5 protein-coding genes are annotated in these 15,011 nt (G+C 64.7%); 3 read left to right on the forward strand and 2 right to left on the reverse strand.

The annotated features are described in order from the left end of the window. Positions 1-3: 3 nt before the first annotated feature. A complete protein-coding gene (locus P0R31_RS23410) occupies positions 4-1,779 on the reverse strand; it encodes a type I secretion system permease/ATPase (protein WP_275516534.1) in 1,776 nt (591 codons plus the stop codon). 487 nt (positions 1,780-2,266) lie between these two features. Between P0R31_RS23410 and P0R31_RS23415 the strand changes: the two genes are divergently transcribed. Next, on the forward strand, positions 2,267-10,588 hold the full coding sequence (locus P0R31_RS23415) for an ExeM/NucH family extracellular endonuclease (protein ID WP_275516537.1): 8,322 nt from the start codon (positions 2,267-2,269) through the stop codon (positions 10,586-10,588). Between the two features lie 708 nt (positions 10,589-11,296). On the opposite strand, the gene P0R31_RS23420 is transcribed toward P0R31_RS23415, so the two are convergent. Beyond that, positions 11,297-12,049 (reverse strand): GntR family transcriptional regulator, encoded by a 753-nt coding sequence (locus P0R31_RS23420; RefSeq protein ID WP_275516538.1) that lies wholly within the window; start codon positions 12,047-12,049, stop codon positions 11,297-11,299. Between the two features lie 208 nt (positions 12,050-12,257). On the opposite strand from P0R31_RS23420, the gene P0R31_RS23425 reads away from it, so the two are divergent. Together P0R31_RS23425 and P0R31_RS23430 are read left to right on the forward strand one after the other, a co-directional pair. Beyond that, a complete protein-coding gene (locus P0R31_RS23425; RefSeq protein ID WP_275516541.1) occupies positions 12,258-13,130 on the forward strand; it encodes a branched-chain amino acid ABC transporter permease in 873 nt (290 codons plus the stop codon). An 8-nt stretch (positions 13,131-13,138) separates the two neighbouring features. After that, the gene (locus P0R31_RS23430) at positions 13,139-14,983 is read left to right on the forward strand and encodes a branched-chain amino acid ABC transporter ATP-binding protein/permease (RefSeq protein ID WP_275516543.1); all 1,845 of its coding nucleotides are present in this window, start codon (positions 13,139-13,141) and stop codon (positions 14,981-14,983) included. The last annotated feature ends 28 nt before the right edge of the window (positions 14,984-15,011 follow it).

Below are 15,011 nucleotides of genomic sequence, written 5' to 3' on the forward strand. Positions count from 1 at the left end.
TCCTCAACTGGCGGCGGCGGCAGGAACCGAGCGCGCATCAGGCACTGCCTGCAGGGCCGCGCCGCCCTGCGCCGGATGAGCGGCAAGCGATTTTCGTAGCACTTCGTCCTTCGGTCCAAAGGCCTGCACTTGGCCGGTCGCCAGCGTCAGCACGAGATCGACCGCGGCGAGCGCCGCCGGTCGATGTGCAATGATGACAGCAATGCCGCCGCGAGCCCGGACACGCCGGATGGCGTCCGTTAGGGCGGCGTCGCCTTCGGCGTCCAGGCTGGCGTTCGGTTCGTCCAGCACCACCATGAACGGATCCTTGTACAGCGCGCGTGCCAAGGCGATCCGCTGCCGCTGGCCGCCCGACAGGGTGGCGCCGGCTTCGCCGATCCGCATCTCGAACCCCTTCGGCAGCTTCAGGATCATTTCGTAAGCGCCGGCGGCCTTCGCTGCGGCGATCACCGCCGCCTCGTCGATCTCAGGGTCGAAGCGTGCGATGTTTTCCGCTACCGTTCCGTCGAACAATTCGACGTCCTGCGGCAGATAACCGATCATGCCGCCGCGAATTTCTGGCGGCCACTGGTCTAGGGTGGCGCCATCCAGGCGGATCTCGCCGCGTGCGATCGGCCAGATCCCGACCAGCGCCCGCGCCAGCGTCGATTTGCCGGCAGCTGACGGGCCAATGATGCCGACCGCCTGGCCGGCTTCAAGTAAGAAAGACGCGTTGTGCACGATCGCAGTGGTGCCTCCGGGGGCGGCGATCGTTACCTGCTCGACCGTGAGCCGATGGACGGCGCGTTCGGGCGCGACGTTGGGGTGTGGGGCGTCGCCGTCGCGCAGGGCGGCGCGGAGCCGTTGACTGGCCTGTCGCGCGCCGATGAACGGTCGCCAGATGGAGATAGCCAGTTCCACCGGCGCGAGCGCGCGGCTACCCATGATCGACGCGGCTATCATCACGCCGCCGCTTGCCAACCCCTCGATCACGAGATAGGCGCCAAGGCCTAGCAGCGCCGATTGCAGCATGAAGCGCAGCGTCTTCGACAACGCGCCGAGCGATCCGGCGATATCGGCGTTGCGCTGCTGGGCCGCTACGAGGTCGTCGTTGGCGCCGCCCATCCGGTGGATCAACCGCTGCTCCATCCCAAGCGCGGCCACGATTTCGGCGTTGCGCCGGCCGGCTTCGAGCTGCACGCCGCGGATTGCGCCGGCACGCGAGGCGTCCCGGGTCGGGGCCCGCGTGAGCAGTTCGGTGAGCAGCGCGACCCCGAACAGCAGCACCGCGCCCACGACCAGCGTCCAGCCGAGATAGGGATGCAGCAGAAAGCAGCCAGCGAGATACAGGGGCATCCACGGCAAGTCGAACAAGGTCGTTGGGCCGAGCCCGGAAAGGAACGAGCGGACCGAGTCCAGATCATGGGACAATTGCAGGCCCCGATTTGCGCCGCCGCCACGCAGCGGCCCGCGCAGGATGTTGCAGACGACCGGTTGCCACAGCGCGGCGTGCAGTGCGGATCCGATGCGGGTCAGAATGCGCTGACGCAGCAGGTCGAACAGCCCTTGCATCGCATACGCCGCCGCCACCGCGATCGACAGCGCAATCAATGTCGGAATGCTGTGCGATGGAATGACCCGGTCGTACACCTGCAGCATGTAGATCGAGCCGGTGAGCATCAGTAGATTGAGAACTGCAGAGAACAGTCCCACCGTCAAAAAGGCCGTTCTGCAGGACGCGATCGCAGCCGACGTCAGATCGCCGGGCGCGGGAGTCGACGCGGAGGTTGTTGCTGTCATGGTACTCAGTTCAAAACGACGTCGGACCGTCACGGTCGGATGTGGTCGGCGTTCGTTAACGAGGTTCGACGTCAGGCACATGACAATGCGGCCCGTGCACGAAACGCGGCCCGGCAGCGACTAGGCCACGATACCTGCAGCGGAACGCCGACTTTTTCAGAGGTTCTGCCGCGCAGGCCGACAATTGGCGCGTCGCCGCTCGCGGCGGGCCGATCCAGCTGTGATGCGAAGACTCGTTGGCGGTTGCTGCCGGCCGAGAGATTGAGCGCGTCGCTGCTCCAATAAGAGTCGTTGCTTCGCTCGGTCTTCACCTCTCGGGTCATGACTTCACCGGTCCGTTAAGAAGCAGTCACTGATCTGTTGTCGTCGGCGTTCTATCAAAGCGCATTAACGATCCGTTAACCATCGGCCGTCTGGACCGTGCCCTTACGCATGCCGTGAGGCGGCGATTCGCGACGTCTTCTCTCAAGCGCTGGAGTGGCGATACATGTCGACGACCCCTCATGTCCTGGCGAACGGCGATTTCCTGCAGGATTGGTCCAATACCGGCCTCATCACGACCAACGATGACTGGTCGGGGGTCGCATCGATCGTCGGCTATCTCGGCAATGATATCGTTTCGGCCACAGGTGTGGACGCGCGTACGGCTACCGGATCGTCGTCAGGAGATGTGGATGTCGTCGCCAACCAGAGCAACACCGCCATCACCAACGGCGGTGTGGCCGAGTTCCGGATCGCCAACCCGACGGTGGCGCTGAACGGCTCAAACAGTGCGGATGCCCCCAGCCTCGTGATTCATCTCGATGCCACCGGCCGCAAGGATGTGCGGCTGAGCTTCAACGCCCGCGATCTCGACGCCGGCACGGACGACGCCGCGCAGCAGATCAACGTGCAGTACCGGCTCGGTTCGAGCGGGTCGTGGACCAATGTTCCCGGCGGTTACGCCGCTGACGTCACCACTGGCGGTTCCGCGACCCAGGTGACGCCGTTCGATCTGCTGCTCCCCGACGCCGTCAATGGTCGCAACGACCTCCAGGTTCGCATTCTCACCACCAATGCCACAGGCAATGACGAGTGGGTCGGTATCGACGACGTCCGCGTCACCAGTGCGTCCGAATCGTCGGCCGAAACGCAGCTTGTCGCCTTCGCGCCGGATTCGCTCACGGTGGCGCATGACGAAGTCGACAGCGGTCCAACCGTCTTCCAGTTCACCGTCGAGCGTAGCGGCGGCACCACGGGCGACGTCGCGTTCTCGGGAACGATCGCTTCGGCGCAGACCGATGCGGCCGACTATGTCGGCGGCGAACCGGTCAGCTTCAGCGGCACCATCGCCGCGGGAGAGACCTCCGCGGTCGTGACCGTCACCGTCGCCGGCGACACCGACAATGAGGTGAACGAGAGCTTCACGCTGACGCTGCAGGACGTTTCCAATTCGGCGGCCGTGAACACCACGATCGGCAGCGCCGCGACGGCGACCGGCACCATCGTCAACGACGACCTCGGCATCACCAAGATCAGCGCGATTCAGGGCAGCGGAGCCAGCAGCGCGATGGTCGGCCAGATTGTGACCGTCGAAGCCATCGTGGTTGGCGACTTCCAGAACGGCGACGGCGACGCCGGCCGCAATCTCAACGGCTTCTATCTCCAGGAGGAGACCACCGATTCCGACGGCAACGTGCAGACCTCCGAGGCGATCTTCGTGTACGGCGGCGCCATCGATGTCCAGATCGGCGACCGGGTCCGCGTCACCGGCTCGATCAGCGAACATTTCGGCCTGACCGAGCTCACGGCCAGCAGCATTTCGGTCGTTCAGGCCGGCGCGGTGGCCGACATCGACACGATGGCGATGCAGATCGACCTGCCGTCGATGGGCACCACGCTGAGCCAGGACGGCGACTACCAGCCCGATCTTGAAGCCTATGAAGGCATGCTGGTCACGGTTGCGGAGACCCTGACCGTCACCGAGCAATTCAATCTCGACCGGTTCAACGAGATCAAGCTTGTGGCGGGCGAGCGGCCCGAACAGTTCACGCAGGAGAACGCGCCGGACGCTGCCGCCTACCAGGCGTATCTGGCCGAACTCGGTGCTCGCACCATCACCTATGACGATGGCCTGAACGTCCAGAACGCTGCGATCGACAACCTCGACGGCTTCGATCCGAACGACAACCCGTCCGCAACGCCGAACTACGGCACCGTCGACGCCGTCCGGATGGGTGACACCATCACCGGGCTGACCGGCGTGCTCGACTATCAATGGGCCGGAAACTCCGCTTCGGGGGCGACCTGGCGGATCCGCTCGGTCGAGGACGGCGCCAATACCTTCGAAGCCGGGGACAATCCGCGCACCGATGCGCCGGAAGACGTCGGCGGCCGCCTGAAGGTGGCGAGCTTCAACGTGCTGAACTATTTCACCACGCTCGACAATGGCGGCACCACCGCGATCGGCCAAGCGCCGCGCGGCGCCGACAACGCCGCTGAGTTCGCACGTCAGACCGAGAAGCTGGTCGCGACGATCCTCGACATGGACGTCGACGTGCTGGCGCTGACCGAGCTGGAGAACGACTTCTCCGCTGCGTCGTCCGGCAACGCGATCAAGTATCTGGTCGATCAGCTTAATGCCGTGGCTGGGGCTGGTACCTATGCCTGGGTTGATCCTGGCCAGCAGTTCGTCGGCGGCGACGCCATCGCGGTCGGGTTCATCTACGACACCACCGCGGTGAAGGTCGCCGACGGTACGACCATCGCGACCCTCAACGACGCCGACCTGCTCGGCCTCGGCCTCGGCGGCCTGCTCGGGCAGAGCACGGTCGGCGCGGTCTTCGACGGCGAGAACACCAGCCGCAATGCGCTGGCGGTGACCTTCGAGGAGCTTGCGACCGGCGAAACCTTCACGGCGATCGCCAACCATCTCAAGTCCAAGAGCGGCATCGGCTCCGGGGCCGATTCCGATCAGGGCGACGGCCAGGGCAACTGGCAGAACCAGCGCGAGCTCGCCGCCACCGCGCTGACCGCCTGGGCAGCGACCGATCCGACCGGCTCGGGCGATCCGGACGTCATGCTGCTCGGCGACTTCAACGGCTACGCCAAGGAGCAGTCGACCGCGATCATTACGAGCGCTGGCTATGAGTATTTGCAGGTCCGCGAGGACGACGCTTATTCCTATGTGTTCGACGGCCAGACCGGCACGCTCGACTATGCTTTCGCCAATGCCAGCCTCGGCGAGCAGGTGTCCGGCCTGACCACTTGGCACATCAATGCCGACGAGGCTGACGCGCTCGATTACAACACCGACTTCGGCCGCGACACCTCGATCTTCGACGGCGGCGCCCCGATCCGGGTATCCGACCATGATCCGGTGATCGTCGGCCTCGATCTCGGAGAGCAGGAGCCGACCCCGGCTTACACGCTGCAAATCCTGCATGCATCGGACTTCGAGGCGGGCCTGAACGCAGTCGATCGCGCCGGCAACTTCGCGGCGATCGTCGACTATCTCGAGGAGACCTACGAGAACTCGCTCACGCTGTCGTCGGGCGACAATTTCCTTCCCAGCCCGTTCTTCAGTGCCGGCAGCGACGCCTCGCTGAAGGAGGTCTATGAAAACGCGCTGGAGACCTATTACGGCCTCGCCGCCGGTACACTGAACATCTCGCCAGGCTTCGGCACCGCCGACATGGCGATGCTGAACATCATCGGCGTACAGGCCTCGGCGATCGGCAATCACGAATTTGACGCCGGCACCCGGGCGTTCGCCGACATCATCAGGCAGACCGCCGGTTACCCTGGTGCGCAGTTCCCGTACCTCTCGGCCAATCTGGACTTCTCCGGCGATGCCAACCTCGCGTCGCTCTACACCAGCACGATCCAGGATGCCGACGCCTACACCGGCTTCCCGCCGGCAGCCGGCATCGGCAAGAAGATCGCGCCGGCCACGATCATCGAGGAGAACGGCGAAAAGATCGGCGTGATCGGCGCGACCACCCAGATCGTGCAGAGCATTTCTTCGACCGGCGGCGTCGAAGTGATCGGCAACAACGTCGATGACATGGCGGCGCTGGCGGCAATCCTGCAGCCGACGATCGACGGAATGCTGGCTCAGGGGATCAACAAGATCATTCTGGTCAGCCATCTTCAGCAGCTCGCGCTTGAAAAAGCGCTGGCGCCCCTGCTGCACGGCGTCGACGTCATCGTCGCCGGTGGCTCGCACACGCTGCTGGCTGACGAGACCGACGCGCTTCGTGCCGGCGACAGCGCCGCCGACACCTATCCGATCGTCACCGCGAATGCCGACGGCAAGACCACGCTGATCGTCAACACCTCCGGCGAGTACTCCTACGTCGGACGGCTGGTGGTCGATTTCGATGCCGAAGGCAACGTGATCTACACCCCCAATACGGCGGTCAACGGCGCCTACGCCAGCACGGAAGAGTTGGTCGCCTCGCTCTACGACGGCAACACCACCGTCGACGTCGACGATGACGGCGACGTCGATGCCGACGATGCCAACGCGTTCGCCGACCGCGGCCGTGGCGATCTGGTCAACGACATCGCCCAGGCGGTGGGCGGCATCATCGACGCGCAAGACGGCAACACTTTCGGCAAGACGGACGTTTATCTCGAGGGCCGCCGCGTCGAGGTGCGGACCGAGGAGACGAACCTCGGCGACCTCACCGCCGATGCAAACCTGTGGTACGCACAGAAGGTCGACCCGACCGTGCTGGTCTCGATCAAGAACGGTGGCGGCATCCGCGACTCGATCGGCTACGTCTATGCGGTCGGCGGCGAAGCGGTGGAGAGCCCGCCGCTGGCGAACGCCGGCGTCGGCAAGGAAGCGGGCGAGGTGTCGCAGCTCGATATCGCCAACTCGCTGCGCTTCAACAACGCGTTGTCGATGGTCACGGTGACCGCGGATCAACTGCTCAAGGTGCTCGAGCACGCAGTGGCGGCGACCACTGCGACCGCGACGCCCGGCCAGTTCGCCCAGGTTGGCGGCATTGCGTTCTCGTTCGACAAGGACTTGCCCGCCGGCAACCGCGTGCAGTCGGCAGCGCTGATCGATGACAATGGCAACCCGGTGCTGACGCTGGTCGAGAATGGAGACCTGGTGGTCGATCCTGAGATGGCGATCCGGGTCGTGACCTTGAGCTTCCTGCTCACCGGCGGCGACGGCTATCCGTTCGCGAGCTTCATCGCCGCCAATCCCGCTTTTGCCAATGTCGTCAACCTGTCGCCGGACCTGGTCCCGGATGCCGAGCAAGTGGCGAACTTCGCCAACGAAGGCACCGAGCAGGATGCTTTCGCAGAATACTTGGCGGCGAACTACTCCGAGACGCCCTACGACGTTGCCGACACTGACCGGACGCACGACGAGCGCATCCAGAATCTCGACTATCGTCAAGATACGGTGCTCGAAGGCGAACCCTTGGTGCTAGTCGGCGACGACGGTGACAACGTACTCACCGGCGCCATTGGTGATGACGTCCTCACCGGTCTCGGGGGCGACGATGTTCTCGCCGGGCTCGCAGGCGACGACCAGCTCGACGCCGGCGAAGGCGACGATACCCTGTCGGGCAGCGAGGGCGACGATGCGCTGCTTGGCGGTGCGGGCGACGACACGCTCGAGGGTGACGCTGGCGACGACCGGCTGTCGGGCGGCGAGGGCGATGACACCCTGACCGGCGGCGAGGGCGACGACGTCCTGGTCGGCGGCGAGGGCTACGACACCCTGGAGGGCGGCGAAGGCAACGACGAACTGGCGGCTGGCGCCGGCGACACTGCCGAAGCCGGCGACGGCGACGATCTCGTCGTCGTCTCCACCGACGACGCCGCACCGAGTTTGATCGACGGCGGCGAAGGCAATGACACAGTCAAGCTGATCGGCGGCGGCACGGCCGAATTGATCGCCACGCTCGATGTCGAGAACCTGCTGGTGGCCGAAGGCACTTGGTCGGCGGCCGGGTCGGCATCGTACGACAACGTGACGATCCAAGACGGTGCCAAGCTGGCCTCGAGCCTCATTGTCGACAACAACGACCACGTCGTCATTGAGGCCGGCGGTGCGCTCTCGGTGTCCGGCAACGCGATCGTCTGGCAGGGCGGTGGCGACGCGGTCATCGACAATGCCGGCGAGATCGCCGGCTCGTCCCGTGCGCTTACCACCACGGCGGGGGCGACGGGTTCGTTGACCCTGAACAACCAGGCGGGCGGCGTCGTCCGCGGCGCACTGACCCCGGAACGGGCCGGTCACGCCGACGCCACCATCATCGTCAACAACGCCGGCGTGATCGAAGCGAACGGCCGCGTCCTCGATTTCCGCACCTTCGACAACAACGGCGCGTCGGCGCCGATCAACAACCTCGCCGGGGGCGTCATCCGTCAGCAAGGCAGCGATACCGATGTGATCCGCCCCGGCACTGACGGCGTCGTCAACAACTGGGGGACGATCACGACGGATCCGACATTCGTCGGCGGAGGCGATCTGATCGACTTCCAGAGCGACACCGGCGGCAAGGTCAACAACTATGCCGGCGGCTGGATGGAAGCTTCGCGTCATGCCGTCACCGGGGACAATGCCGTCACCGTCGTCAACCGCGGCACGATGATCGGCCGCAACGGGTCCGCCGTGAACCTGGACACCGACGGGTCGCTCGCGCAGAAGGCCTTCATCACCAACCATGGAGTGATGGAAGGCCGCTCCGCCGAACTGGCCGACTCCGATGGCGACGCCATCGACGTCGACGGCTTGGTACAAGTGCTCAACTACGGCCGAATTGCCGGCCTCGGTGCGGAGGGCCATCACGACGGTGAACCGAACGTGTCCGAAGCGATCGCGATCGGCGGCGGCGAGATCGTCAACAACGCCACCGGTGAGATCTACGGTTACGGCCGAGCGATCCAGGTCGACAATTCCAGCAACAGCAACGCGCTGGGGGCGACGACCATCGTCAATGACGGTCTGATCCAGGGCGACGGCCACGGACCGGAAGGGGTTTCGCCGGCGGACGCTGCCCGGTTCGACCTCCGCGGCAACGAGGCCATCAACCTCGTCGGCGACTACGAGGACTTCGTCGGCAACAACAGCACCGGTCGGATCATCGGTGGAATCTCGATGGGCGGCAGCCGCGACACCCTAAACAACTCTGGATCGATCGTTGCGACCGGCGGTTCGGCGATCGACATGGGTGCCGGCAACGACCAGGCTAACCTCTACGTCGGCGCCACGGTGACCGGCACGATCCTGCTCGGCGTTGGCGACGACGTCGCGCTCTCGACATCCGCGGCCGGCTTCGTCATCGATGGTGGTGAGGGCAGCGACACCATCGCCATGGACTACACCTACGGCGGCGATGACGTGTTGTCCGGCGGCACCGGCAACGACTATATCTACGCCGGCGCCGGCAATGATCAGGTCGATGGCGGTGCTGACAACGATACGTTGTACGGCAATGACGGCACAGACGTGATCAAGGGCGGAGCGGGCAACGACATCATCGATGGCGGCGCCGGCACCGACACCGCGAAATTCGCCGGCGCAATTGCCGGATACGCGATCACGCTCAACGCCGACGGCTCTGTGAACATCGCCGACCAGGTCGGCGTCGATGGCACGGACACCATCAGCAACATCGAGGACCTCGGCTTTGCCGACGGCATTTGGAGGCTGCGCACCGGAACCCGTGGCAGCGACACCATCGTCGGCGGGAACGGCAACGATCTGGTGTTCGGCGGCGCCGGCAACGACACCTTCATCGGCGGTCTGGGCCTGGATCGTTACGATGGCGGCGATGGCGTCGACATCCTCGACTACAGTCAGATCCAGTTCAAGCTGACGATCGACCTTGCCTCAGGGCTGGCCTACTACCCGAGCTATCTCCCGGGCGCCGACCATTTCACGAGCATTGAGAACGCGATAGGCACGGCGTTGGATGACATGCTGATCGGGTCGGCCGGAGCCAACACCCTGAATGGCGGCCTGGGCAACGACCTGCTGATCGGCGGCGCCGGCAATGACCTTCTCGTCGGCGGCGACGGGAACGACGTCCTCCGGGGCGGTGCCGGTGACGACACCATCGAAGGCGGCAGCGGTCAGGATGTGCTGGATCTGTCTGATGCCACCGGCCCGGTCACGATCAACCTGGCAGCCGGCACCGCGACAGGCGCAGGCGTTGGCACCGACCACTTCAGCGGCATCGAGGGCTTTAAGCTTGGCGCCGGTGCGGACAATTTCACGGGCGGCAACGGTGCGGATATCTTCGATGGCGGAGCTGGTAACGATGTCATCGCCGGTGGCGCCGGCAATGATACGCTACTTGGCGGCGAGGGCGATGACGGTGTCGACGGCGGCTCCGGCAACGACGTAGTCGAGGGTGGCCTCGGCAATGACGTGCTGAAGGGCGGTTCGGGCGTCGACGTCGTCTCCGGCGACGATGGCAACGACAACATCGACGGCGGCTCGGAGAACGACACGTTGAATGGCGGTGCCGGCAACGACATCATCAAGGGCGGCTCGGGTGCCGACATCATCGCGGGCGGTGCCGGCAACGACGTTTTGTCGGGCGGCTCGGGCGCGGATGTGTTCGTGTTCACTCCCGGCTTCGGCAAGGACAACGTCACCGACTTCGCCACCGCCGGCGCGTCGGCCGACGTGCTGCAATTCTCGAGCAGCCTGTTCACCGACTTCGCCGACGTGATGTCGCATGCGAGCCAGGTCGGCAACAGCGTCGTGGTGACGTTCGATGCTGACAATACCATGACGCTGGTCAATCTGCAGATCAGCTCGCTTGCGGCAGACGACTTCCGCTTTGTCTGATCCATCGCGGACTGAGCCGAACCACGGAACGCAACAGCGTTCCGTGGTTTATTGGCAAAGACGCGGGCCTCGATGCCCGCCTGAGCCTCGCTGCCAGACTGCGGTTGTTGTGCGCAGACTTCGATAAGAATGTCATCTCGAAGGCGCGGCTTCCCGGATATTTCTTTTTGCCGCCGCTGACGATGGGAACGCCCGCCTTCCTCATCTCGGCGATGCGCCCGCTAGGGCACTCGATCTTCGTCTCGCGCTGGATGTCGGACGTGGTGCAGCCGCGATGGTCGCGGATGTATGTTATTCGGCGCGCGGTTTAAGGCGCCGCGTTGCTGGCGGCCAGGACCAAGGCTCAGCCCGCATCCGAGTATCTCAGATCTCCCGCAAGTCCCGTCGTCTAGGACGCCGCAACGAATTCGCAACGAATTGAGTGAAACGACCGTGAACAGAACGCGACCAATGCGGTCCCCGCAGCTAGAAAGATCAATAACTTAGAAGATGCTCACTGCGTTCGGGACGCTGGGGCTACCCGCCGGTCAGATCGCGACTTTGAACCGGTATCGGTAGTTGCGCCTCCCCATTTAAGCCTGGGGGAGATCATCGGTCGAGGGCGAGAAAGGAAAGTTTCTTTTCTGTAATTGTAGGATGACATTGTCTTGATTCTGGGCTGATCCGACATCGGCTGCTGTAGTTATGGCAGCTTAGACCAAGGCCCGTCTAAGCGAGGAGAATCGCGTCTAGGACCCGTTGCTTCGAGCTCTCAATATGGGCTGTCATGGCTGCGACGGCAGAAGCCTCATCACGCTTTTTCAGCGCCTCGATGATGAGGAGGTGCTCCTGCATGGCTGGCAGAACCCTTAGACGTACGACACTATCCGCATCGATGCGGATCAACCGAACGTGCAGGCTGTTGACGCGATAGATCTCCGAGAGGATTTCGTTGCCCATCGCGTCGACCATGCGGTCGTGCATGCCCCAATCCACAGCGCGGGCATCAGCGTCGAGCGCTTCCTTGTCATGCGCGACCTCGGCCCGCCGCAGGATGTCGCGATGGGCGGCTTCGAGGACGTCGAGTTCCTCGTCGGTGGCCGTCCTGGTGAAATGACGGACGGCTTCGCTCTCGATCATGCTGCGGACCTGGAAAGCGTTGCGTACGAGCTTGAGGTCGACTGATGCGACTTGCAGGCCTCGCTTCGGCACGGTGACGATCAGGCGCGCGGCTTCAAGCCGCGGGATCATCTCGCGGACGGCGCCGAGCGGGAGACCGAGTTGCTCAGTCAACTCACGTTGCGAGACGAACTGCCCCGGGCGGATTTGAGCGCTCATGATCTGCTTGCGGAAGCTCTCATAGGCAAGGAGCCGCTGCGAAACAGCGGGGGCCCTGAGCTTCTTTGGCTTTGTCGACGTTCGCTTGTCTGCACTCACGTTGGTTTCCCGGTTTGAGGCAACACTAACGTCTCCCGCGCCCAAGGAGGAGGGGGTCCTTTTCCGTCACGCCCCTCTTGGCAGCGACGCTCAACCGTGTTAGTGCGCTCTAACATGTTAGTGAGTATGTACCACGTTACCACGGCGTCGTCGACCACTGACTGAGGCGAACTGCCCATGCCAGACCGGGCAGACAGGAATCCCGCGGCGAAGGGGCAAGATCCCCTTCCCGATCCGGGGACAGGGAGGCGAAATGCTCGGTCAGGTCATCGCCAGCGGCCTCGCTATGGGCTGCATCTACGCCCTGGTGGCGTTGGGCTACGCCTATGTGTGGAACACCATGGCGATCGTGAATTTCGCCGCAGGCGAGTTCCTGACTTTTGCAGCCTATGTGTTCGTCGCAACCTGTACGACGAGCCTCGGTCTGCCGTTCTGGCAAGCGCTGCTCTTGACGGCGGCCGCGATGGCCGCACTCGGGGCTCTGTTCTCGCGCCTCGTCTTCGCCCGCCTGCAGCGCCAGCGGGCGCTCGTGGCGATCATCGCAACGGTCGGCTTCGGCATTTTCCTTAAAGAGATGGCGCGCATCATCTACGGGCCCGAGCCATTGCTCTATGTCAGCCCCTTCGGCGACGACATGCTCGATTTCGGCGGCTTCCGCCTGTCGGTTCAGCAATTGCTGATCATGGTCGTGGTCGTCGTCATCATGGCGGCTCAGTATTTCGTTCCGCGCTACAGCATGATCGGCAAGATCATGCGCGCCACCGCGCTCGACCGCGAGACCGCCGCGCTCATGGGCATCCCGGTCAATGCGGTGCTGGCCGGCACTTTCGCCTTTTCCGCGGTGCTGGCCGCACTTGCCGGCATCCTGCTGGCGCCACTCTTCTACGTCACCACGGAGATGGGCACGCTCGTCGGCCTCAAGGGCTTCGTGGCGATGATCATCGGCGGCTTCGGCAGCGTGCCGGGCGCGATCGTCGGCGGCGTCCTGCTCGGCGTGATCGAGAATGTCGGCGCCTTCACCATCTCGTCCACCTACAAGGACGCGATCGCTTTCACGATATTGCTCGTTTTCCTCGTGGTGCGCCCAGAAGGGCTCATCCCCGAGCGCAGCGCCGACCGCGCCTGAGGTTCGCGATGACGTCCTTCCTGCGCCCGGTCGCTTGGCTTCTGATCGCAACCGCGATCGTCGCGCCCATCGCGATGGGCATGAACACCTATTATCTCCACATTCTGAACCTGGCGTGGATCTTCGCCATCGCGGCGCTTGGGCTCTCGGTCGCGACCGGCGTCGCCGGACAAATCGTGCTCGGACAGGCCGCCCTCGTCGGAATCGGCGCGTACGCGACTGCGCTGCTGATGATGCGCCTTTCGCTGCCCTGGTGGCTCGCGCTGATGCTGGCGATGATGCTGACCGGTGCGGTTGGCGCCGCGCTCGGGTTGATCTCGACCCGCATCAAGGGTCATTACCTCGCCATCGTAACGCTCGCCCTGAACGAGATTTTCCGCATCGTCGCGGTCAACGAGGAAGCGCTGACCGGCGGCCCGATGGGGCTGCGCAACATCCCTACGCTGAGCATCCCCGGTCTCGGCGAGACCGTCACCCAGCAGCTCTATTTGCCGCTCGCCGGGCTGATGTTCGCCAGCTACGCGCTGATGATCCTCTTCCACCGTTCCGCGCTCGGCCGCGAGTTGCGCGCCGTGCGCGACGACGAGATGGCCGCAGAGGCGATGGGCGTGAACTCCGTGCGGGCAAAGACGATCGCCTTCATGATCTGCAGCCTGTGGGCGGCGCTCTCCGGCGGTCTCTACGTGCTGCTGGTCGGCTTCGTCGCTCCCACCAACTTTACCATCGCCGAGAGCATCAAGATGATGCTGATGGTCGTGCTCGGTGGCCTCGGTTCGGTTCCCGGCACGATGCTGGGCGCAATCGTCGTCACGATCCTGCCGGAGGCGCTGCGCGATCTGCAGACCTACTACATGGCCGCCTTTGGTGCTGCCGTGGTGGTCATCATGCTGCTCTGGCCGAAGGGGCTCGGCGTCTTCGCCGACTGGCTCTGGGGCAGCTTCCTGACGGGCCGGCGCGAACCCGAGATGCCGGCGCTCGCCGGCCCGCTCAGCCTCGCTGCTGCGGCCGCGGCAGCCAGCTCCGCGCTCGCCGCAGGGTCGGCTGCGCCGGATCCCAGTGGCTCGCTGATGCGCGTGCGCAAGGTCTCGCGCAGCTTCGGCGGTGTGCGGGCGTTGAACGATGTCTCGTTCGACGTGATGCGCGGTGAGATCCTCGGCCTGATCGGTCCGAACGGGTCCGGCAAGTCGACCATGATCAATGCCTGCTCCGGCGTGGTCGTGGTCGATGGCTCGATCGAGCTGGAATCGCATCCGCTGCAGAACCGCCCGGCGTGGGAGGCGCATGCCCACGGCGTTGCCCGCATCTTCCAGAACGTGCGGCTGTGGGAATCCATGACCGTTCTGGAGAACGTCATGGTCGCCTGGCGGCGAATCCCCGGCCAGCCGGGGGGAGAGGCTGCGATCCGGGAGGCCTCGCTGGCCGCGCTGGAGCAGATGGGCGTGCGCCATCTCGCCATGCGCCAGGCCGGCGACCTCTCGTTCGGCCAGAGCCGCCTGGTCGAGATGGCCCGCGCCATCGTCGGTCGGCCCAAGGTGCTCCTGCTCGACGAGCCGGCGGCCGGCCTGCGCGGCGGCCTCGTGCTGGAACTGTCGACGATCCTGCAGCGGCTGCGCGCGCAGGGCATGACGATCCTCGTCGTCGAGCACCGGATCAAGCTCGTCACCAGCATGTGCGACCGCGTCGTCGTGCTCAATCTGGGAGACCTCATTGCCGACGGCGCCCCCGCGACCGTGATGGAATCGCCTGCCGTCATCGAGGCCTATCTCGGCGAGCGCGCCGGCGAGGCCTCTGACGAGACGCGGGCGCGCCGCATCCGGCGCCGCTCCGTCGATCATGTCGCAGCGCATGGTTGAACAAGATCAATCTTCAGGGAGGAAGACA

This window comes from Bradyrhizobium yuanmingense (genome assembly GCF_029167105.1).
Classification (GTDB): domain Bacteria; phylum Pseudomonadota; class Alphaproteobacteria; order Rhizobiales; family Xanthobacteraceae; genus Bradyrhizobium; species Bradyrhizobium yuanmingense_A.

Bases quoted from the DNA above. Each gene is read 5' to 3' on its own strand.
- P0R31_RS23425 (WP_275516541.1), top strand. From the start codon at position 12,258: ATGCTCGGTCAGGTCATCGCCAGCGGCCTCGCTATGGGCTGCATCTAC.
- P0R31_RS23410 (WP_275516534.1), bottom strand. From the start codon at position 1,779: ATGACAGCAACAACCTCCGCGTCGACTCCCGCGCCCGGCGATCTGACG.
- P0R31_RS23430 (WP_275516543.1), top strand. From the start codon at position 13,139: ATGACGTCCTTCCTGCGCCCGGTCGCTTGGCTTCTGATCGCAACCGCG.
- P0R31_RS23415 (WP_275516537.1), top strand. From the start codon at position 2,267: ATGTCGACGACCCCTCATGTCCTGGCGAACGGCGATTTCCTGCAGGAT.